This window comes from Paludibacterium sp. B53371 (assembly GCF_018802765.1).
Taxonomy (GTDB): domain Bacteria; phylum Pseudomonadota; class Gammaproteobacteria; order Burkholderiales; family Chromobacteriaceae; genus Paludibacterium.
In genome coordinates this window covers 3,017,499-3,038,467 of sequence record NZ_CP069163.1, presented here as the reverse complement: position 1 = coordinate 3,038,467, position 20,969 = coordinate 3,017,499, and the positions used below count along the sequence as shown (strand labels likewise).

Genomic DNA, 20,969 nt, shown 5'->3' with positions numbered 1-20,969 from the left:
CCAGGATCGACATGACGAAAAATCCCCCCGAGCTGCACGACGACTTCTATTACCGTGATGTGCCGCAGTACATGACGGAAGTCTATGACTGGGCTTACGTCAATCCGCGCCATGCCGCCTGGCTGGACCGTAATCTGGTGGTGCGGGTCCTGTTGTTTGGCAATGACCGGCGCCTGATGCAGGCCTATCTGGACCGGGTCCGTCCGGGCATGAAGGTCTGGCAGGTGGCCCATGTCTATGGCGATCTGGTGCAGCGTGTAGCGCGCAAGGTGGGGCCGCAGGGGGGCTTTGATCTGACCGACGTGACGCCGGTGCAGATTGCCCATGCCTCGCGCAAGCTGAGTCAAATGCCGCAAGCCAGGGTGGTGCAGGCGGACGCCGCCGATTTTCGCGGCGAGCCCGACTATGACCTGATCGTCAGTTTTTTCCTGCTGCACGAAGTGCCGGACAACAAGAAGCGCGAGATTGTGGACAATATGCTCGATCAGTTGCCGCGCGGCGCCCGGGCCCTGTTTGTCGATTATCACCGGCCGGCCGCCTGGCAGCCGATCGGCTGGCTGCTGCGTTGGGTTAATCGTTGTCTCGAGCCTTTTGCCATGGCCCTCTGGCAGCATGAGATTCAGGAATATGCCCGCGAAGCGGGACGCTTTGACTGGCGCAAGCGGACGGTTTTTGGCGGGGTGTATCAGATTGTGGAAGTGACGCACAAGGCGTGATGCTGGCGCCGTCAAGAAAAAAGCAGCCGTCAGGCTGCTTTTTCTCATCCCGGCGGCATGCTTATTTTTCGACGAAGGCTCGCTCGATCGCGTAGTGACCCGGTTCGCCCATGCGCGGCGATTCGACAAAACCCATGTCGTCGAGGATCTGGCAGCTGTCTTTCAGCATGTTGGGGCTGCCGCAGATCAGAACGCGGTCATTGGCCGGATCCAGTTGCGGCAGGCCGATATCGGCTGCCAGCTTGCCACTGACGATCAGATCGGTCAGACGACCCTGGTTGCGGAACGGCTCGCGCGTCACGGTCGGGTAGTAGATCAGCTTGTCGCGGACCACGTCGCCGAAGAATTCGTTCTGCGGCAGTTCGCGCGTGATGTAATCCTCGTAGGCCAGTTCACTGACCCAGCGCACGCCGTGCACCAGCACGATCTTCTCGTAGCGGTCGTAGACTTCCGGATCCTTGATGATGCTCATGAACGGCGCCAGACCGGTACCGGTCGACAGCAGGTACAAATGCTTGCCCGGCAACAGGTTGTCCTGCACCAGGGTGCCGGTCGGTTTGCCGCTGACGATGATCTCATCGCCGACCTTCAGATGCTGCAGGCGCGAGGTGAGCGGACCATCCTGCACCTTGATGCTGAAAAACTCGAGGTTTTCTTCCCAGTTGGCGCTGACAATGCTGTAGGCACGGATCAGCGGCCGGCCATTGACCTCCAGACCGATCATGACGAACTGACCGTTGATGAAGCGCAGGCCCGGGTCGCGGGTGGTGGTGAAGCTGAACAGGGTGTCGTTCCAGTGGTGAACGCTGAGGACGCGTTCCGAGGTCAAGGTTGCCATATGCAGAATCTGATATTGAACTAGGAATCGGGCCATTCTACCGGCGAATAAAGCGCTGCGATAGAACAGTTGCAACCGTTGGCTGTGTCACGGCGGTATATGCGACCGCAATGCCCATCATGCCATAAGGGTTGCAAGCAGTTGAAAACACGGCATTTTACATGAATTGTGGTGGGCTGGCGACTGGTTGGATTGCCTGACAGTAAAAACGGCAGGGTGGGAGGGGTGATTTATGACGGATGGAAATGAACGAGGGCGGACCAAATTGGCGCGCCCCCGGGTCGGTACTGCTCACTCATCCGCTTCATGTGTCCTGCATGCCTACCACGCATGCAATGAAGCGCCAACAACGTCATGAAAAGACCGATGCTGCATTGCGCAGCGACATCATCACAACCACATCACACTGCTACTGCTGGCGCTCCACATTGGCTTGGCGCCCTGGAGCCGCGAGCCCATCACGGGCTTGGTACGGGTTTCCCCGAAACAGGATGCATGTTACGACTGCTCGGCATTTTTCGCGTTATCTGGCCTATCGGCTGCCAGGTGACCTGCATCGTCAGCGATGCCTCAAACGTCAATGAAACGGCGTGTTATCCCAACACAGAAGCAACGGTCTGCAGCCGAAAATTCTCCCAGATGCATTCATTACCTCCTTGCCATGACCTGATTGGAGTATAGAACCCCCTTCTCAGGGTGCAAGATTTTTTATCGTGCGCCCTGGGTGGAATCTGACAGCCCTCCCTCGGGGGTGAGCTGGCTGGCGTTGGGATGCAGATGATGCTCGAACTGTCGTGCTGCGGCCTGCCAGGAGAAACGCTCGGCGACCGAACGCACATGCTGGCGATCCAGCGCCAGGGCGTTCAGGCAAGCTTGACGCAGGTCCTGGTCCAGAACGCCGGCGCCGCTGTCGCCGACCACATCCAGTGGCCCGGCCACCGGGTAGGCGGCCACCGGGGTGCCGCAGGCCATGGCCTCCAGCAGCACCAGGCCAAAGGTGTCGGTCAGGCTGGGAAAGACGAATACATCGGCCGCACGGTAAAAGCGCACCAGTTCCGGCTGCGGGAAAATGCCGGCGAAATGCACCTCCGGATAATGCTTCTTCAGCCTGGCGAGCAGCGGCCCGTCGCCAACTACCCACTTGCTGCCCGGCAGGTCGAGCTTGAGAAAAGCCTCGATATTTTTTTCCACGGCGACACGACCGATATACACAAAGCGTGGCGGCTGACTTTCCTCCAGCCGGTCGCGCGGGCCGGGGGAGAACAGCTCGGTATCCACCCCGCGACTCCACAACACCACATTGTTGAAGCCCCGTGCCTTCAGATCATTGACGATCGATTGAGTCGGCGCCATCACCGCGCTGGAGGCATTGTGAAAGCGGCGCATCCAGGCATAGCTGATGGAGAGCGGCAGCCGGGTGCGGGCCTGGATGTACTCCGGGAAACGGGTGTGATAGGCGGTGGTGAAGGCCCGGCCATGGCGCAGGCAGTGACGCCGAGCCGCCAGCCCCAGCGGCCCCTCGGTGGCAATGTGGATGGCATCCGGCTGGAAGCTGTCGATCATCCTGGCGACCTTGCGATAGGGGAACAGGGACAGACGAATGTCCGGGTAGGTCGGGCAGGGCAGGGTGGTGAAGGTTTCCGGGGTGATCATCGAGACTTCGTGGCCGAAGCCCTGCAATTCGCGAATCGTTTCGGTCAGCGTGCGAACCACGCCATTGACCTGGGGGCGCCAGGCGTCGGTGACGATCAGGATGCGCATACATTCTCCTGTACAGGCTCAAGGATGGGTTCCTGCGCAGAGGATTCGCTCAGGATGTGGGTCCAGTACACCACCGACAGGGTGCCGTCGGCTGTTTCCACCAGGGCAGAAAGACTTTCGACCCAGTCGCCGCTGTTGCCATACAGCGTGCCGTCCAGGTCGCGTACTTCCGGCTGGTGAATGTGGCCGCAGATGACGCCATCGTAACCACGATGACGGGCTTCCGTTGCCAGCATCTTTTCGAAGTTGCTGATGAAATTGACAGCGTTTTTCACCTTGTGCTTCAGATACTGCGACAGCGACCAATAGGGCAGGCCCAGTTTCATCCGGCACCAGTTGTAGCCGCGATTGAGCTGCAGGATGAGGGTGTAGAGGCTGTCGCCGAGATAGGCCAGCCATTTGGCGTACTGAATCACACCGTCGAATTCGTCGCCGTGAATCACCAGCAGCCGTTTGCCGTCGGCGGTGATGTGGTCGGCCTCCATGCGGATGGCAATGCCGCCAAAATCCAGCCCGGCAAACTGCCGGGCCATCTCGTCATGATTGCCGGGGATGTAGATCACCCGTGTCCCTTTGCGCGCTTTGCGCAACACCTTCTGCACCACGTCATTGTGGCTTTGCTTCCAGTACCAGGACTTGCGCAGTTGCCAGCCGTCAACGATGTCTCCCACCAGATAGAGGGTGTCCGATTCATGATGGCGCAGGAAATCCAGCAAATGATCTGCCCGGCAGCCCGCTGTTCCGAGGTGAACGTCGGAGATCCAGATACTGCGGAAATGGCGCTTTTCCAGCTTGATCTGCTCACGTTGCATGGTGGCCTCCGGGAGATGTCACGCGCTCATGCTGCCTATGGCTAATGACAGAAAAATGAGCATTTGATGACGGGAAAATGAATTTACCGCCATGTCGTTTCGATGCCATTTAAGCGTCTGTTAACCCGGGGCTGCTTCAATCCGGGCAGAAAGCTTCGGGCGAAAGGGGTAGCATGCCAAGCAGGGCAGGTAAGAATCCAAGGAGAGGGCAATGCGTATACTGGTAGTCGAGGATGATCCCCTGATCGGCGACGGTCTGAAGGCTGGCTTGAGTCAGCTCGACTTTGCCGTGGACTGGCTGACCTCCGGCAAGGAGGCACTGCTGGCCATGGATGCCGCGCCCTATGATGCCGCCGTGCTGGATCTGGGCTTGCCGGGCTGTGATGGCATGGACGTGCTGGCCAGCTGGCGGCGTCAGGGCCACAGCCTGCCGGTGCTGGTGCTCACGGCGCGGGATGCCATCAGCGACCGGGTGGCCGGACTGGATGCCGGCGCTGACGATTATCTGGTCAAGCCCTTTGCGCTTGTCGAGGTGGCTGCCCGCCTGCGGGCCATGCTCCGGCGCAGCAACGGCGAGAGCCGCCAGTTGCTCAGTCACGGCGCCGTCAGTTTTGACCCGGCGGCACGTACTACCTACCTGAACGGTGAGCCCCTGGAGTTGACCGCGCGGGAAATGGCCATTCTCGAGGTGCTGATGCTGAACAAGGGCCGGGTGCTGCCCCGCGAGCTGATCGAAGAGAAGCTCTATAGCTGGGAGCAGGATCTGGAAAGTAATGCCATCGAAGTCCATATCCATCACCTGCGCAAGAAACTCGGTCGCCATGTGATTCGTACGGTGCGCGGCATCGGCTACACCCTGGGGAATGTCGAGTGAAGCCGGCCAGTCTGCAGCGCCGCATCGTGCTGGCCCTCTTGTTGATTGCGCCGCTGATGTGGTTGCTGTCGGCCGGGGTGGCCCTGTATCAGACCCATGAAGAGATCAATGAGCTCTATGATGCCCAGCTGCAGTTGCTGGCTCGTCAGTTGCTGACCAGTGGACGCGGGCTGCAAAGTGATGACGGCAGTATGCGGCATGGTCATGACGATGAGGCCGATGCGTTGTCCCAGGCTATCTGGCGTCGCGACGGCCGCCTGATCTGGGCTGATGGTGCCGGTGCCGACTGGCAGCTGCCGCCCGGAGAGGGAGGCTTTTTCCTGCGGGTCAGTCATCATGGTCCCTGGCGTATCTATGCGCTGCGCAGTGCTGATGGCGAGCATGTCGTGGCGGTCGGGCAGCGTTTGCGTGCCCGCAACGAGGCGGCGCTCAAGGTGGTCAGCAGTCAGTTGCTGGCGTGGATCCTGCCCCTGCCCATTCTGCTGCTGGCGCTGGTGCTGGCCGTGCGGCGCGGGCTGATGCCTTTGAACCGCCTGGCGGCGGAGCTGGCCGGACGGCGTCCGGATGATCTCAGTCCGCTCAGTCAGGCGGTGCCGGCGGAAGCGCAGCCACTGATCAAGGCGCTCAATCAGCTGTTTGACCGTGTCGGACAGAATATCGAACATGAACGGCGTTTCACCGCCGATGCCGCACACGAACTGCGTTCCCCCCTGGCGGCCTTGCGGGTGCAGACCGAAGTGGCGCAGCTGGCCCACGATCCCGACGTGCAGCAACACGCACTGACCAACCTGGGCATCGGCATCGAGCGGGCTACTCGTCTGGTCGATCAGTTGCTTGCCCTCTCCCGTCTCGACCCGATGCAGGGCCTGACCCAGGCCCAACCCGTCGACTGGTCGCGCCTGATCGACAGCCTGCAGCGTGATCTGGCGCCACTGCTGTCGCGACGCGGCAGCCAGCTCGCGCTGGATTGGCAGGTGCCGGCCGAGCAAGTGCTGCCACTGCAGGGTGACAGCACTTTATTGACACTCATGCTGCGCAATCTGCTGGAAAATGCCCTGCGCTATAGCCCGGCCGGGGCCATCGTGCGGCTGTCCGGCTCGGCGGATCGCCTGGTGGTCGAGGACAATGGGCCGGGCATCGACCCGGCGTGGCTGGACAAAATTCGTCAGCGCTTCGTGCGCATGCCCGGGCAGAGTGAGCCCGGCAGTGGTCTGGGCCTGTCGATCGTCGAACGGATTGCTGAACTGCATGGTCTGCAATTGCAGCTATCGAACCGCGCGGAAGGGGGATTGAGCGCGGCGGTGGTGCGCATCGCCAGGACTGACTGACAGCGCATCGGATGATAGAGTAGCGGGCATGCCGATCGCCTCTTCTCTGTTTGCCTCCGAAAGCAACGATCTGGCCCGGGCGCAGCGGCGTCTGGGGCTGTTGCGCTGGGGGATGCTGGGCCTGTGTGCCCTGATGCTGCTGCTGGTCTCCCGTTATCCCGTGCAGCTGGCCTGGGTCCCGGTTCTCCAGGCCATGCTGACCCTGGTACTGGTCAATGCGGTGTTGCCCCTGCTGGCCCGGCGCGGCGTGTCTGCGCTCTGGCTGATTCGCTTCGGTTTGCTGGCCGATGTGGTGGCCCTGAGTGAAATCCTGGCCTTCAGCGGCGGCGCCGCCAATCCGCTGGCCTCCCTGTATCTGCCGCCTGTCCTGTTCGCCGCCCTGCTCAGTCCGGGGGTATTCTCCTGGTGCCTCTCTGCGCTGGCCCTGACTGCCTACGGGGTGTTGTTTGTCTGGCACCTGCCCTGGCCGCTGGCCGACTCCGATGCCGCCTATGCCTTCCAGGCCCACCAATTGGGCATGTGGTTTACCTTTGCCCTGTCTGCCCTGCTGATGACCGGTTTCATCTCCTGGCTGGCCCGACAACTGGCCGATCGCGAACATGAGCTGGCGATTGCCCGCGAAAGCCAGCTGCGCGACGAGCAGCTGGTCGGACTCGGCATGCAGGCGGCGATGGCGGCCCACGCGCTGTCGACACCGCTCAACACCCTGACGCTGCTGGTGGATGACTGGCATGACCTGCCCCCCGGCGGTCTGCCCGTGGATGAGCTGGCACTGATGAAAAGCCAGCTTGCCGTTTGTCGTGCGGCCCTGACCCGCCTCAAGTCCCAGGCCCGGACCGGTCCCGTCATCCTGCCGCTGTTCAGCGCCATGACCGAGCGACTGGAGGGGTGGCGTGCCCTGCGTCCGGATGTCACCCTGCAGTGGCAGCCATCAGGGGAGGGCGATCCGCAGGTTGAACTGGACAGTGCCTTCTGGCCCGCGCTGTTTAACCTGATCAACAATGCCGCCGAGGCCGGTGGCGGTCAGGTGAACATCACCGCCACTTTCCGCCAGGGGGTGCTCAGCGTGGATATCGTCAATCGTGAAGGCTGCCTCAGCGAGGCACAGTTACGGGCGGCCGGGCTGGGGCAGATGCAGTCCGGCAAGCCTGCCGGGCTGGGGCTGGGCGTGATGTTGTCGCATGCCACGCTTGCCAGACTGGGGGGCAGCCTGACCCTGGATAACCGCGCGAGCGGTGGTGTGCATGCGCACATCACCCTGCCCTTGAAAGAGATGTCACCATGACTTTTCTGCTGATTGATGACGATGATGTCTTTGCCGGCGTGCTGGCTCGTTCGCTGATGCGCCGCGGCCATCAGGTCGAGCGCGCAGCCAGTGAGGCCGAGGCGCTGCAATGTCTTCCCCGTGGCTTCGAACGTATCATCCTGGACCTCAATCTGGGGGGCGACAGTGGTCTGAAGCTGTTGCCGCAGCTGCGACGCCTCAGTCCCGACAGTGCCGTGCTGGTCCTGACCGGCTATGCCAGCATCGCCACTGCCGTCGAGGCCACCAAGCTGGGGGCCGTGCAATACCTTGCCAAGCCGGCCTCGGTCGATGAGATCCTGCAGGCTTTTCAGCAGATCGAGCCGGATGCTGCCATGCCGGTCAATGCCCGGCCGATGTCGGTACGTCGTCTGACCTGGGAGCATGTGCAGCGTGTGCTGGCCGAGCACGAAGGCAATATTTCCGCGACGGCTCGTGCCCTCAACATGCATCGGCGCACCTTGCAGCGCATGCTGGCCAAGAAGCCGGTCAGCGACTGAGTCTCCCGGTACGGCTGCTTCTCCCAAAAAACATTTGAGTAATGACTCTATTCAATCTAGGGTTATTTAATGACGCAGTCATTTTTGCGTCCTCAACAGGGAGAAGGAGACAGATGCAATACGGTCAGATGATGGATCAGCCTCTGCTGATCTCCAGCCTGCTGCAGCATGCAGAACAAAATCATGCCGATGCAGAAATCGTGTCACGGTTGTTCGATGGCACGATCCATCGCTACAGCTGGGCCGATACCGCCCGCCGTGCCCGTCAATTGGCCAATGCGCTGCAATCACTGGGTGTCGAGCCCGGGCAGTGCATCGGTACCATGGCCTGGAATACCTATCGCCATCTTGAGGCGTACTTTGCCATTTCCGGTATCGGTGCCATCTGCCATACCGTGAATCACCGTCTGTTTGCCGATCAGATCAGCTACATCATCAATCATGCCGAAGACCGGGTTTTGATGTTTGATGCCTGTTTCCTGCCGCAGGTCGAGCAATTGGCACCTGATCTGCCGCATGTGCGTCACTGGATCCTGCTGGGGGGGCGGGAGCACATGCCGACAGATAGCCGACTCGGGAATCTGTTGTGCTATGAAGATCTCGTCGGCAGCCATAGCGATAGCTTCGACTGGCCCCAGTTTGACGAACAAACCGCTTCCAGCCTCTGTTATACCTCGGGCACCACCGGTCACCCCAAGGGGGTGCTGTATGCCCATCGCTCGACCGTACTGCATGCCCTGGCCAGCTCGCTGCCTGATGCCTTCGGCCTGTCGGCGCAGAGCTGCATCCTGCCGGTCGTGCCGATGTTCCACGTCAACGGCTGGGGGCTGCCCTACAGTGCGGCGCTCAACGGGGCCAAGCTGGTTCTGCCGGGATCGCGGCTGGATGCCGTCAGTGTGTATCAGCTGATCGAAGAAGAAGAGGTCAATCTGGCTGCCGGCGTGCCGACCGTGTGGCTGAATCTGTTGCAGCACTGCGAGACCAATCGTCTGCGTCTGCATCATCTGAAGCGTGTTGTGGTGGGGGGCTCGGCCGTACCGGATTCGATGATCGAGCACATGGCCGAGCAGGGGGTCGAACTGCGCCAGCTGTGGGGCATGACTGAAATGTCGCCCTGCGGCACCATGAGCACACCGAAATTCAAGCATCGCCACGATGGCGTGGCGGGGCTGCGCCGGATCCAGGGGACGCAGGGACGGCCGTTGTTCGGCGTGCAGATGCGCATTGTGGATGGCGCCGGCCAGCCGCTGCCGCACGATGGCGTGGCGTTTGGCAACCTGCAGGTGCGCGGCCCCTGGGTGTTGTCGCAGTATTTCAAGCGCGAGCGCGATGCCAGTCATACCGACGACGGCTGGTTCAATACCGGGGATGTGGCCAAGCTGGATGCCGATGGCTATATGCGCATCACCGACCGTACCAAGGATGTCATCAAGTCCGGCGGCGAGTGGATCAGTTCGATCGAGCTGGAAAACATCATCATGGGCCATCCGGCGGTTGCCGAAGCGGCTGCCATCGGCGTGGTTCACCCCAAGTGGGACGAGCGGCCGGTGATGGTGGTGGTGCTCAAACCGGACAGCCGGGTGACACGCGAAGAGCTGCTGCAGTTCTACGAAGGCAAGGTGGCCAAATGGTGGACGCCCGATGACGTGATCTTTGTCGACGAATTGCCCCACACCGCCACAGGCAAACTGCAAAAACTCAAGTTACGGGAAAAAATGCGCGATTATCAGTGGCCACAATAAGCGATCTTGTCGAGCCGTCGAACTGTTGGACAAACTTGAGTTTTTGCACTAAATTACATGCTGTTTGCAATATTCATGCAGGGCATGGCGGTGAGCGACCTCATGTCCTGTTGAATTCACAATGGCTGAGAAGCTGTTGTGATGTTAGCCCCTCGAAGCATCGCAAGATGCTTCTTCCTCGTGTTGACCCCCGTCGCGACAGCGGCGGGGGGCTTTTACTTCTGCGCATGCTTTTGTCTGTCTGACGCATATCAAATTTGACTTTCAGGCGGCGAAACTGCTTCTAGAATAAAAAATGATTTGATTATTGTTTAAATAGTCCAGTTACAAGGGGCATTGCATGCTGAAATCACTCAGAAGCCGCCTGATCGTGCTGAATGCGTTCCTGTTGGCCATTTTCGGTCTGGTGCTGGTCACCATCGCTTATTCCCAGATGCGCAACGAGATCATGAATGATCTCAACAATGAGTTTGCCGCGCTGCTGTATGGCGAACGCACCGTGGCGCAGAACTGGATTGACGGCAAGGTCAGTCTGATCACCGCCCAGGCGACCAACGTCAATCGGCCGGATGCGGTGTCGTATCTGGCACAGACGGCCGCAGGCGGTCACTTTGGCGGGGGGGTCTATGCCGGATTCGAGGATGGTCGCAAGCCCATTTTTCATGACAACTGGCAGCCGCCGGCCGACTACAAGGCCGCCGATCGTCCCTGGTATTCGCAGACCAAGAGCAATAACCGGGTGACCCTGACCGATCCCTATCTCGATGCCCAGACCAAGAAGATGACCATGACGGTCGCTGTGCCGTTTACCACCAATGGCCAGTTCGCCGGTGTGGTCGGTGGTGATGTGTTTGTCGAGGATCTGGTGCGCTCGGTGCTCAGTGCCAAAATCCGCGCCGGGGGCTACATGTTCATCGTCAATGGTGCCGGCAATCTGATCGGTCATCCGAAAACGGAATTGACCATGAAGCCTCTGACGAGCATCGCCCCTGATCTGACGCCGGAAACCGTGGCGAATATCGCCAAACTGGATTCCGTGCAGGCGGCGCAGATCGACGGACAGGACGTGTTGTGGCAGACGGTGCAGGTGCCGGGTACCAACTGGTATATCTGTGCCGCCGTCGACAAGGCGCAGGTGCTGGCGCCGCTGCATACCCTGCTGTATACCCTGATCGCGCTGACCGCTCTGGTACTGGTATTGATGGTGCCTCTGGCCAGCTATGTGATTGCCCGCATGTTCGGTGGCTTGATGCACCTGAAGAGCGCCATGATTGAGGTCTCGCGCGGCGAGGGGGATCTGACCCTGCGTCTGGATGAAGACGGGGCGGAAGAAATTGCCGAGACCGCCCATGCCTTCAACCAGTTTGTGGCCCGTTTGCAAGGCATGTTCAGCACGCTGCGCAACGATGCCACCACCCTGATCGGTGGTGTGCAGCAGGTGAGCCAGCTGGTGGGCGGTGTGGCGACCAGTTCGCGAGAAATGTCCGATGTGTCGTCCTCCAATGCCGCGACACTGGAGGAGATCACGGTCAGCATTTCGCATATTGCCGAAAGTGCACACCAGGCCGACGAACTGGTCAACCAGACCGAACAGCGCCTGGGTGAAAGTGCGCAGAGCATCAGTCGCCTCTCGTCCGGCATGGAAAGCACGGTGACCTCGGTGCGCGGGCTGGAGAGCATGCTGGCGTCGCTCGACAAGCGCTCGGAAGAAATCAGCGGCATTACCAATGTGATCCGCGACATTGCCGACCAGACCAACCTGCTGGCCCTGAATGCCGCCATCGAGGCCGCCCGTGCCGGTGAGCAGGGCCGTGGCTTTGCCGTGGTGGCCGACGAAGTGCGCAAGCTGGCCGAACGTACCGCCCAGGCGACACTGGGTATCAGCAGCATGGTGGATGCCATCCGGCAGGAGACCAGCCGCGCGGTGGGTGACATGAACCAGACGGTCAGTTCAGTGGACGACGGCGTGCAGCTGACGCGCGCAGCGGTGGAGGGGATTGGCAACATCCGCCAGTCGATGGATGTGGTGGTGGACAAGATGAGTGAAATCGCCCATTCGACCAATGAACAGCACAATGCCACCACGCTGATTGCCCAGAGTACCGAGAGCATCAACGGTCGCATCCTGGAAAACGACGACCGGCTGCAAAGTGTCAGCGAAGAGCTGCAGCGCCTGGCGGCAGCGGCCAAGCAGATGCAGGATGCCTTCGGCCGCTTCAAGCTGTAACGACGGCGGTAGGAAAAACCAACGGCTCGTGCCATGCACGAGCCGTTTTTTTGCATCAGTGATCCGTGCTAAATCAACTTTATATGATCAATGTCTTATTAATAATCGTTCTGGAAATGATATTCTAACGGTTTAGAACCAAACCCGGGTGTGTCCGGCAGGTAGTCGCCGCAGGCATTTCCGTCCTACTACCGGAGGAAAGACTCTTTATGCTGAAATCACTGAGAAGCCGGCTCATTGTCTTCAATGCGTTCATGCTGGCCGTTTTCGGTCTGATTCTGGTATCGATCAGCTATATCCAGATGCGCAGCGAGATCATGTCCGATCTCGACAATGAATTCAATGCGCTGCTCTATGGTCAACAGACCGTGGCCAAGAACTGGATTGACGACAAGGTCAGCCTGATCACTGCCCAGGTCAACAACGTCAATCGCCCGGATGCCATTCCCTTCCTGGCCCAGACCGCTGCTGGCGGCCATTTCGGTGGTGGGGTCTATGCCGGGTTCGAAGATGGCCGCAAGCCGATCTTCAATGACAACTGGCAGCCGCCGGCCGACTACAAGGCCGCTGACCGCCCGTGGTACTCGCAGACCAAGAGCAATAACCGGATCACCCTGACCGAGCCCTATGTCGATGCCCAGACCAAAAAGATGACCATGACGGTTGCCGTGCCGTTTACCACCGGTGGCAAGTTTGCCGGCGTGGTTGCCGGTGACGTGTTTGTCGAGGATCTGGTACATACCGTGCTCAGCGCCAAGATTCGTGCCGGCGGTTACATGTTCATCATCAACCGCGCAGGCAAGCTGATCGGCCATCCCAAGCCCGATCTGACCATGAAGCCGATTACCAGCATTGCACCGACTCTGACGCCGGATGAAATCGACCGAGCCTCCAAGCTGGACCCGGTGCAGGAAACCACCATTGATAATGAAGTGATGCTGTGGCAGACCGTGCCGGTGCCGGGGACCGACTGGTATATCTGCGCCGCCGTCGACAAGGCGCAGGTGCTGGCGCCGCTGCATACCTTGCTGTACACCCTGATTGCCCTGACGGCGCTGGTGCTGATCCTGATGGTGCCGGTGGCCAGCTTTGTGATTGCCCGCATGTTCGGTGGTCTGATGGCGCTGAAAGCCGCCATGGTGGAAGTGTCGCGCGGCGAGGGGGATCTGACCCTGCGTCTGGCTGAGGACGGTGCGGAAGAAATTGCCGAAACCGCCCATGCCTTCAACCAGTTTGTGGCCCGTCTGCAAGGCATGTTCAGCACGCTGCGCAACGATGCTACCACCCTGATCGGTGGTGTGCAGCAGGTGAGCCAGCTGGTGGGCGGCGTGGCCAACAGCTCGCGTGAAATGTCCGATGTGTCGTCCTCCAATGCCGCGACACTGGAAGAGATCACGGTCAGCATTTCGCATATTGCCGAAAGTGCACACCAGGCCGACGAACTGGTCAACCAGACCGAACAGCGCCTGGGTGAAAGTGCGCAGAGCATCAGTCGCCTCTCGTCCGGCATGGAAAGCACGGTGACCTCGGTGCGCGGGCTGGAGAGCATGCTGGCGTCGCTCGACAAGCGCTCGGAAGAAATCAGCGGCATTACCAATGTGATCCGCGACATTGCCGACCAGACCAACCTGCTGGCCCTGAATGCCGCCATCGAGGCCGCCCGTGCCGGTGAGCAGGGCCGTGGCTTTGCCGTGGTGGCCGACGAAGTGCGCAAGCTGGCCGAACGTACCGCCCAGGCGACACTGGGTATCAGCAGCATGGTGGATGCCATCCGGCAGGAGACCAGCCGCGCGGTGGGGGACATGAACCAGACGGTCGGTTCGGTCGACGAAGGCGTGCAATTGACGCGAGTCGCCGTCGACAGTATTGGCAGCATCCGTCAGTCGATGGATGTGGTGGTGGAAAAAATGAGCGAGATTTCCCACTCGACCAATGAACAGCACAATGCCACCACGCTGATTGCCCAGAGTACCGAGAGCATCAACGGTCGCATCCTGGAAAACGACGACCGGCTGCAAAGTGTCAGCGAAGAGCTGCAGCGCCTGTCTGCGGCTGCCAAGCAGATGCAGGATGCCTTCGGCCGCTTCAAGCTGTAACGACGGCGGTAGGAAAAACCAACGGCTCGTGCCATGCACGAGCCGTTTTTTTATGCCTGTTCTCCGGGCTGGCGTACCTACGGGGAAAACAGTTCCGCTGCGTTCAGCAGGGCGGGCAATCGCTGTTCCCGCAGCAGGGCGATTTGCTGCCACAGGCAATTCGACTCCTGCGGATGCTGTTTCAGCCAGCCATGACTGATGACGGCAAAGTAGTCTTTGCGTAAAAGCGGAGGTTGCAGTTTGACAAAGGTGGTGAGCTTGCTGGCATTCAGATAATGGTCGGCGACATTGTCCTGGGTGGCATAGGCGGCGATGCGGCCTGCCTGCAGCTTGCGGAAGTTGATTTCGGTGGTGGGGGCTTCTTCGACGTTTTGTCCGCGATTGCGCAAGTCTTCGACAATCGACCAGCCGGTATTGGCGCCGATCAGGCCGTTATTCAGGTTCAGGATCTGCTGGCCATCGAATTGCACCGGACTGTTGCGCAGCACATAGAGCGAGTAGACCAGACTCGTGATGCGATAACGCCGGTCCGGTTGCGTGCCGCTCATCGGGTAGGCGAACAGCGCCATGCGATCTTCGTGAAAGGAATACATGAAGGAAATGTCGATCTGGTCCGCCTGCAGCATGGCGAATAGCCGCTTGTTCGGCCAGCGCGACAGCTGCGGCTTGAGGTGGCAGGCGGCAGCCGCTTCGCGCATCAGGTCGACGGCTGCGCCGGGATGCTCGGGAATCAGGCTGCCATTGCCCCAGAAATACGGCGGGGAGGCGACATCGGCATAGGCCATGCGCACCGACAGATCGGCCGCGACAGCCCCCGAGGCCATCAGAGCGGCAAACAGCAACAAGAGGGGCTTGCGCATAGCAGGTCCTTCCAATGGCCGGGTTGAGCGCTGCGGCGCTTGCAGGTCAGACCTCAGTCAGAAAGCCATTTTCCCGGATTCATCCGATTCTCAGGATCCAGCAGCTTCTTGACCGAGCGCATCAGCGACAAGGCCAGCGGATCCTTGTAAGTCTCCAGCCAGTGGGTTTTCAGCTGCCCGATGCCATGCTCTGCAGCCAGGGTGCCGTTCAGCCGGTATACCGTATCGTAGACAATCCGGTTGACGTTTTCTTCGTCGGCAAACAGCTCGGCATTGTCTGGCCGGGTGTAGGACACGTTGTAGTGCAGGTTGCCATCGCCCGCGTGACCGAATGCCATGATGCTGCAGCCCGGATAAGCGCGTTGCAGTGCCTCGCCGCACTGCGTCAGAAAGGCCGGAATGGCGCTGCTTGGCAGACCGATATCATGCTTGATACTCGGGCCGCGCCGTTTCTGGGTTTCCGACATGTCTTCACGTAGCTGCCACAGCGCCAGACGCTCGGTTTCGCTCTGGGCAATTACCCCATCCAGCATGTCCCGTTCAGACAGCCATTGCACCAGCTGATCTTCCAGCGCCTGCTGCCCCTCGCTGTCGGAGAGTTCGATCAGCAGGGTCCACGGTGCGATGAATGGCACCTTGTCGCCCTGGTACTGCTGCAACAGCGCCATGCAGTCGCCGGACATCATTTCAAAGGTGGTCAGCCTGTCGGCAAAACGGTCGCGCAAGGCCGCCAGCCAGTCGATGGCGGTCTGGGCATCGGCGACGCCCACCATGGCCGTCGCCCGAGCGCGGGGCATGGGGAAAACTTTGAGCGTGGCCGCGGTGATCAGACCCAGCTGGCCTTCCGAGCCGATGAACAGTTGCTTGAGATCCAGACCGCTGGTGTCCTTGCGCAGGCCGGAGAGCTGGTTGAGTACCCGGCCATCCGGCAACACGACTTCCAGCCCCAGTGCCAGATCGCGCATGGTGCCGTAACGCAAGACCGCCAGCCCGCCGGCATTGGTCGCCAGATTGCCGCCGATCTGACAACTGCCTTCACTGGCCAGAGACAGCGGAAACAGCCGATCAGCTTCGGCGGCGATCTGCTGGGCGCGCGCCAGCGTGACACCGGCTTCCAGGGTCATGCTGTTGTTGGCGGCGTCCACCTCAATCACCCGATCCAGCCGGCGCAGCCCCACTACCAGTGTCCGACCGCTGTCATCCGGTGTGGCGGCGCCGCAGGTGGAGGTATTGCCCCCTTGCGGCAGCAGGGCGATGCCGGCCTGGCTGGCCAGACGGACCAGTGCCGCCACCTCTTGCCGGCTGCCGGGCAAGGCCACTGCCAGAGGCCGGCCATGATAGCGCTGGCGCAGGTCCAGGCAGAATGGCTCGATATCGATCGGGGCTTGCAGGACATGGCTGGGGCCGATCAATTGGCTCAGCGCAGTCAGGAATTCGGCAGTTTGCATCAGACAGTCACTCCGGGGTGCCGGGCAGGCGCGAGACCAGCCAGGCGGTCAGGAAGGCCAGCGGTACCGAGCACAGCGCCGGGCTGGCCAGCGGAAACAAGGGGCGGGCATGGCCGAGTACTGCGACCCAGACTGCCGGGCCGGCAATGATCAGCAGGGTGGCGCTGAGCAGTCCGACCAGTCCGCCGGCAATCGCGCCGCGGGCCGTCAGCCCGGGCCAGAACAGGGTCAACAGCAGAATCGGGAACGGGCCGCTGGCCGCCATGCCGAAGGCCAGGCCAAACAGAATGGCAATGTTCTGGTTCTGGAAGCCGCAGGACAGCAGCACGGCCAACAGGACCAGCAGCAGCACCGAGCCGCGCGAGACCTGCAATTCACGCCGTTCATCCGGTTTGCCGCGACACAGCAGGCCGCCGTAAATGTCGTGGCTCAGCGCACTGGAGCCGGCGACGGTCAGGCCGGCCACCACGGCCATGATGGTGGCAAACACCACGGCGGCCACCACGTCACGCAGCGCAGCACCGCCCAGCGCCTGTGCCAGGTGCAAGACGGCCATATTGCCGCCGCCGAGCAGTTTGCCGTGCGCATCAAGGAAGGCCGGGGTCTTGCTGACGAAGACAATGCTGCCAACGCCGATCAGCACATTCAGGGTAAAGAACAAGGCGACGATGGCGGTCGCCCAGCAGGCCGAGGCGCGTGCGGCGCGGGCATCGGGGACGGTAAAGAAGCGCATCAGCACATGCGGCAGTCCGAGCAGGCCGAGTACCAGCCCGAGACCGAGCGACAAGACTTCCCACGGGTTGTGCATGGCCTGGCTGGGCAGCCAGATGCCGTGGCCTGCCGGGTGGATGGCCTCTGCCTGCGTGATCAGCCAGTCGGTACTGAACCCGCTCTTGATCAGTACGCCCAATGCCAGCGTGAGCCCGCAGGCCAGCAGCAGGCAGGCTTTGACGATCTGTACCCAGGTAGTGGCCAGCATGCCGCCGAGTGCAACATAGAGCATGGTCAGGGCCGCCACGGTCAGTACGGCAGGCAGGTAGGCCAGGCCGAACAGCAGACCGAGCAACTTGCCGGCACCGACCAGTTGTACCACCAGATAGAACAGCACGATCAGCAAGGTGCTGAAGGCGGCCATGGCTCGCACCGGCCGGCCGCCAAAGCGCTCGGCCAGCACATCACCGAGGGTGAAACGGGCGCGCTCGCGCAGTTTTTCCGCAAACAGCAGCAACAACAGCGGCCAGCCGGCCAGTGTGCCGACTGCATAGATCAGCGAGTCGTAGCCCTGGCTCATGAACAGCCCTGCCGCGCCCAGAAAGGCGGCGGCAGAAAGGTAGTCGCCGGCCAGCGCGAGGCCATTCTGCCAGGCACGGATCCGGCCGCCGGCGGTATAAAACTCGGCACGTGTATGGGTGCGCCGCGAGGCCCAGAGCGTCAGCGACAGGCTGATGACCAACAGCAGGAGAACACAGAACTGGGCCAGATTCATGTGCGATCCTCACGCCGGTTGGCCTGGCGCACGTACAGCAGACTCACGATCACACCCAGCCAGATCAGTCCCAGTGCCAGTAGCATGGACAGCGGCAAGCGGCCGCAGGGTATGGCCAGCAGCGCCGGAAAAAAGGCAATCGCCCCGTAAAAGGCGGCGATTGGCAGGAGCAGCAGTAACAGCAATGACTTCATGGACTCACTTTTGCCAATAGGTTTTGACGTTGACGAATTCGTACAGGCCGAATTCGGACAATTCACGACCGTAACCGGAATCCTTGACGCCACCAAACGGCAGACGCAGGTCGGAGCTGGTGTGTCGATTGATGAAGACACTACCCGCCTGCAGCTGACGTGCCAGTTCCCAGGCCCGGGCCGTATCGTTGCTGTAGATGGACGCCCCCAGACCAAAGGGGGTGTCATTCGCCAGTCGGACGGCATCCTGTTCGTCGCGTGCGCGCAGAATGCTGGCGACCGGACCAAATACCTCTTCACGATAGACCCGGCAGCCCGGATTGACATGATCGAGTACCGTGGCCGGGTAGAAGAAGCCGGGCCCCGTCGGCATCTCGCCGCCCAGGCGCAAGGTGGCGCCGTTGGCCAGCGCATCCAGCACCTGGGCGTGCAGGCCGGCGCGTAAATCGCTGCGGGTCAGCGGCGACAGTGTCGTGTCCGGGTCGGTGGGGGCGCCTGCCCGGAGGGCGGCCGCCTCGGCCACAAAGGTGGTCATGAAGCGTTCGGCCACCTCGGGTACCACGATCATGCGCTTGGCGGCATTACAGGACTGCCCGGCGTCGCGGAAGCGCGAGTGTACGGCTTCGCGCGCGGCCGCATCGACATCGGCATCGGCCAGCACGATGAAGGGGTTGCTGCCGCCCAGCTCCAGGACGGTCTTCTTCAGATGTCGGCCGGCCAGTGAGGCCAGATGTCGGCCGGTGGCTGTCGAACCGGTGAAGGCGACCGCATCGGACAGGCGGATGGCCTGCTCGACCTGATCATGGTCGATCCAGGCAATATCCAGTACGGCCAGTCCGGCCTGATGGACACAGTCCAGCAGCAACTGGGTGGACTGTGGTACCACGGGCGCCGGTTTGACCAGACAGGCGTTGCCGGCCATCAGTGCCGGCACGGCAAATCGCAGTACCTGCCAGATCGGATAATTCCACGGCATCACTGCCAGGACGGTGCCCAGCGGTTCGAAAGCAACACCACTGCGACTGCCATTGGTCGGAATCATCAGCGGTTGCAGCAGGCTGGGCGCCAGACTGGCGTAATAGCGAATCAGCTTTTCCGATTTGTCGATTTCGGCCAGGCATTCCGCGGTGCGCTTGCCGACCTCCAGGGTGACCAGGTCGGCCAGTGCCTGGCGGTGCTGCATCAATTGATCCGCCAGGCGCATCATGCGCCCGGCACGCTCCTCGATGTCGAGCCGGGCCCATTCGGCCTGCGCCTGGCGCAGTCGGGCCAGGCAGCCGGGAAGTTGATCGTGCGGCCAGGCGGCCCGGGTAAAGACCACCTCGCCCGTGGCCGGATTGCAGGAAGTAAATGCTGTCATAGCCAGATTGGCTTTATTAGTTGGAAGTAATAGAGTACTTTAACAAAAAGCCCCGCTGCCGGACAGCAGCGAGGCTTGATCAGAGACGGGAAAAGCTCAAACAGCGGGCTTGAAATTCAGTTCCTGCGGCATGGTGCCGGTCAGCAGGTAATCGATGGTTTCACGCACGCTGCGCATGGCGGAACCGAATGGCAGCGGTTCCGAGCCGCGGAAGAACAGGCCCTTGCTGACTTCGCCGCGGAAGGCGGCTGCCAGCTTGAGATCGATGCAGAACTGCCCGACCTTCGACAGACCATCGCGCAAACCACATACCGACAGGCAGTTGAGGCCCTGGGTGCAGCGGCGCGGATCGGCCTTGGCATTGGCCTGCAGCTTGGCTTCGCGGTTCAGGTAGCTCTTCAGGAACGGCGTCAGCACGCCACGTGCCGGCAGGCCGGCCACGCTCATGAACTCGGCGATGTCTTCCGGCCGGGCTTCGGCCAGGGTGCGCTTGAAGTTGTCGTGCGCATCCCCCTCACGGGTGACGGCAAAGGCGGTGCCGACCTGTACGGCCGTGGCGCCCAGTTCGGAGATGAAGGTGCGTACCTTGTCAAAACTGTTGATGCCACCGGCAACGATCAGCGGAATCTTCTCGCGCTCCAGCCCCAGTGAACGGAAGGTTTCGAAGGTTTCTTCCAGTACACGGCGGAAATCGAAACGCTCCTGGCCGAGATCCTGGATCTGGGCCGCGCCCAGGTGACCACCGGCATGTTTCGGATGTTCGATCACGATGGCGTCCGGCAGGCAGTTCTTTTTCATCCAGCGCTTGAGCACGATGCTGATGCCGCGCGATTCGGACAGGATCGGAATCAGGGCGACGTCCGGGTGATCGGCTGTCATTTCCGGCAGGTCCAGCGGCAGACCGGCCCCCATCACCACGGCATGGGCGCCCGACTCGCAGGCCTGGCGAACATAGGCGGCGTGCGAATCCACGGCCTTCATGACGTTGACCGCCACCATGCCATGACCTTCCGAGCGGCTCAGCGCGCCTTTGACCTCGCGATCCAGCGCGATGAGGTTCAGTGCATCCAGTTCGGCCTGGCCCTGGGCCGTGGCCGAACGTGCCATCAGGTCTTCGTGCAGATGGCGCAGGTCGACACTGGCGACCGTGCCGACACCGCCCTCATGTGCCACGCTGCCGGCAAGCCGCTGCGCGGAGATGCCGACGCCCATGCCGCCCTGAACGATAGGCAGCAAGGAGCGACCGCGGATGACGAGGGGGGGGAAAGCATGTTTCATAGGGATGACCCTGTGTCGAGCAAAAACACTAGTTTACAGGAAAATTCCGGCACGTCGGTATTTCTGCCGTGTCAAATTGATGAATCTCAAGGAGAAGTTGGGAAAACGGGCGGGCAGGGAACCTTTGGCTTCGTTCCAGAGGAAGG

The 20,969-nt window shown here is 61.2% G+C and carries 17 protein-coding genes; 8 read left to right on the top strand and 9 right to left on the bottom strand.

Annotated elements, in window-relative coordinates; genetic code table 11:
- Positions 1–11: 11 nt before the first annotated feature.
- Entirely contained in the window at positions 12–716 is a 705-nt protein-coding gene (gene rquA, locus JNO51_RS14395; protein ID WP_215778571.1) for a rhodoquinone biosynthesis methyltransferase RquA, read from the top strand.
- Between the two features lie 61 nt (positions 717–777).
- Here the strand turns inward: rquA and JNO51_RS14390 are convergent, their stop codons facing one another.
- The 3 genes from JNO51_RS14390 to JNO51_RS14380 form a co-directional block, all read right to left on the bottom strand.
- Positions 778–1,554 carry a ferredoxin--NADP reductase gene (locus JNO51_RS14390; protein ID WP_215778568.1) on the bottom strand — a complete coding sequence of 259 codons (777 nt, stop codon included), beginning with the start codon at positions 1,552–1,554 and terminating at the stop codon, positions 778–780.
- Positions 1,555–2,262: 708 nt separating this feature from the next.
- Positions 2,263–3,315 carry a glycosyltransferase family 1 protein gene (locus JNO51_RS14385; RefSeq protein WP_215778557.1) on the bottom strand — a complete coding sequence of 351 codons (1,053 nt, stop codon included), beginning with the start codon at positions 3,313–3,315 and terminating at the stop codon, positions 2,263–2,265.
- A complete protein-coding gene (locus JNO51_RS14380) occupies positions 3,303–4,127 on the bottom strand; it encodes a UDP-2,3-diacylglucosamine diphosphatase (protein WP_215778555.1) in 825 nt (274 codons plus the stop codon). The genes JNO51_RS14385 and JNO51_RS14380 overlap by 13 nt, the downstream gene beginning before the upstream one ends.
- A gap of 211 nt (positions 4,128–4,338) precedes the next feature.
- Between JNO51_RS14380 and JNO51_RS14375 the strand changes: the two genes are divergently transcribed.
- The 7 genes from JNO51_RS14375 to JNO51_RS14345 all read left to right on the top strand — a co-directional run bounded on the left by JNO51_RS14375 (position 4,339) and on the right by JNO51_RS14345 (position 14,197).
- A complete protein-coding gene (locus tag JNO51_RS14375) occupies positions 4,339–5,001 on the top strand; it encodes a response regulator (protein WP_215778553.1) in 663 nt (220 codons plus the stop codon).
- Positions 4,998–6,329 (top strand): ATP-binding protein, encoded by a 1,332-nt coding sequence (locus JNO51_RS14370; protein WP_215778551.1) that lies wholly within the window; start codon positions 4,998–5,000, stop codon positions 6,327–6,329. The genes JNO51_RS14375 and JNO51_RS14370 overlap by 4 nt, the downstream gene beginning before the upstream one ends.
- Before the next feature lie 28 nt (positions 6,330–6,357).
- Positions 6,358–7,614, top strand: coding sequence for an ATP-binding protein (locus tag JNO51_RS14365; protein ID WP_215778549.1), 1,257 nt, complete (start codon positions 6,358–6,360; stop codon positions 7,612–7,614).
- Positions 7,611–8,132 (top strand): response regulator transcription factor, encoded by a 522-nt coding sequence (locus tag JNO51_RS14360; protein ID WP_215778546.1) that lies wholly within the window; start codon positions 7,611–7,613, stop codon positions 8,130–8,132. The genes JNO51_RS14365 and JNO51_RS14360 overlap by 4 nt, the downstream gene beginning before the upstream one ends.
- Positions 8,133–8,245: 113 nt before the next feature.
- Complete coding sequence (locus tag JNO51_RS14355; RefSeq protein WP_215778544.1) at positions 8,246–9,874, top strand: 3-(methylthio)propionyl-CoA ligase; 1,629 nt, start codon at positions 8,246–8,248, stop codon at positions 9,872–9,874.
- A gap of 340 nt (positions 9,875–10,214) precedes the next feature.
- On the top strand, positions 10,215–12,101 hold the full coding sequence (locus JNO51_RS14350) for a methyl-accepting chemotaxis protein (RefSeq protein WP_215778542.1): 1,887 nt from the start codon (positions 10,215–10,217) through the stop codon (positions 12,099–12,101).
- Between the two features lie 209 nt (positions 12,102–12,310).
- Entirely contained in the window at positions 12,311–14,197 is a 1,887-nt protein-coding gene (locus tag JNO51_RS14345) for a methyl-accepting chemotaxis protein (protein ID WP_215778539.1), read from the top strand.
- A gap of 77 nt (positions 14,198–14,274) precedes the next feature.
- On the opposite strand, the gene JNO51_RS14340 is transcribed toward JNO51_RS14345, so the two are convergent.
- From JNO51_RS14340 to JNO51_RS14315, 6 genes are all read right to left on the bottom strand, one after another.
- Complete coding sequence (locus tag JNO51_RS14340) at positions 14,275–15,057, bottom strand: ABC transporter substrate-binding protein (RefSeq protein ID WP_215778537.1); 783 nt, start codon at positions 15,055–15,057, stop codon at positions 14,275–14,277.
- 53 nt (positions 15,058–15,110) lie between these two features.
- Positions 15,111–16,505: an FAD-binding oxidoreductase gene (locus tag JNO51_RS14335; protein WP_215778535.1), complete on the bottom strand. Its 1,395-nt coding sequence runs from the start codon at positions 16,503–16,505 to the stop codon at positions 15,111–15,113.
- A 7-nt stretch (positions 16,506–16,512) separates the two neighbouring features.
- Positions 16,513–17,991, bottom strand: a complete 1,479-nt coding sequence (locus tag JNO51_RS14330; RefSeq protein WP_215778532.1) for a sodium/solute symporter — start codon at positions 17,989–17,991, stop codon at positions 16,513–16,515.
- Positions 17,988–18,185, bottom strand: coding sequence for a DUF485 domain-containing protein (locus tag JNO51_RS14325; protein ID WP_215778530.1), 198 nt, complete (start codon positions 18,183–18,185; stop codon positions 17,988–17,990). Before JNO51_RS14325 ends, JNO51_RS14330 begins: the two co-directional genes overlap by 4 nt.
- Positions 18,186–18,189: 4 nt before the next feature.
- Positions 18,190–19,545 carry an aldehyde dehydrogenase family protein gene (locus tag JNO51_RS14320; RefSeq protein ID WP_215778528.1) on the bottom strand — a complete coding sequence of 452 codons (1,356 nt, stop codon included), beginning with the start codon at positions 19,543–19,545 and terminating at the stop codon, positions 18,190–18,192.
- Positions 19,546–19,641: 96 nt separating this feature from the next.
- Positions 19,642–20,823 carry a nitronate monooxygenase family protein gene (locus JNO51_RS14315; RefSeq protein ID WP_215778526.1) on the bottom strand — a complete coding sequence of 394 codons (1,182 nt, stop codon included), beginning with the start codon at positions 20,821–20,823 and terminating at the stop codon, positions 19,642–19,644.
- Positions 20,824–20,969: the final 146 nt, after the last annotated feature.

Coding starts and splice junctions, on each gene's coding strand:
- rquA (WP_215778571.1), top strand. CDS start 12: ATGACGAAAAATCCCCCCGAGCTGCACGACGACTTCTATTACCGTGAT.
- JNO51_RS14390 (WP_215778568.1), bottom strand. CDS start 1,554: ATGGCAACCTTGACCTCGGAACGCGTCCTCAGCGTTCACCACTGGAAC.
- JNO51_RS14385 (WP_215778557.1), bottom strand. CDS start 3,315: ATGCGCATCCTGATCGTCACCGACGCCTGGCGCCCCCAGGTCAATGGC.
- JNO51_RS14380 (WP_215778555.1), bottom strand. CDS start 4,127: ATGCAACGTGAGCAGATCAAGCTGGAAAAGCGCCATTTCCGCAGTATC.
- JNO51_RS14375 (WP_215778553.1), top strand. CDS start 4,339: ATGCGTATACTGGTAGTCGAGGATGATCCCCTGATCGGCGACGGTCTG.
- JNO51_RS14365 (WP_215778549.1), top strand. CDS start 6,358: ATGCCGATCGCCTCTTCTCTGTTTGCCTCCGAAAGCAACGATCTGGCC.
- JNO51_RS14360 (WP_215778546.1), top strand. CDS start 7,611: ATGACTTTTCTGCTGATTGATGACGATGATGTCTTTGCCGGCGTGCTG.
- JNO51_RS14355 (WP_215778544.1), top strand. CDS start 8,246: ATGCAATACGGTCAGATGATGGATCAGCCTCTGCTGATCTCCAGCCTG.
- JNO51_RS14350 (WP_215778542.1), top strand. CDS start 10,215: ATGCTGAAATCACTCAGAAGCCGCCTGATCGTGCTGAATGCGTTCCTG.
- JNO51_RS14345 (WP_215778539.1), top strand. CDS start 12,311: ATGCTGAAATCACTGAGAAGCCGGCTCATTGTCTTCAATGCGTTCATG.
- JNO51_RS14340 (WP_215778537.1), bottom strand. CDS start 15,057: ATGCGCAAGCCCCTCTTGTTGCTGTTTGCCGCTCTGATGGCCTCGGGG.
- JNO51_RS14335 (WP_215778535.1), bottom strand. CDS start 16,505: ATGCAAACTGCCGAATTCCTGACTGCGCTGAGCCAATTGATCGGCCCC.
- JNO51_RS14330 (WP_215778532.1), bottom strand. CDS start 17,991: ATGAATCTGGCCCAGTTCTGTGTTCTCCTGCTGTTGGTCATCAGCCTG.
- JNO51_RS14325 (WP_215778530.1), bottom strand. CDS start 18,185: ATGAAGTCATTGCTGTTACTGCTGCTCCTGCCAATCGCCGCCTTTTAC.
- JNO51_RS14320 (WP_215778528.1), bottom strand. CDS start 19,545: ATGACAGCATTTACTTCCTGCAATCCGGCCACGGGCGAGGTGGTCTTT.
- JNO51_RS14315 (WP_215778526.1), bottom strand. CDS start 20,823: ATGAAACATGCTTTCCCCCCCCTCGTCATCCGCGGTCGCTCCTTGCTG.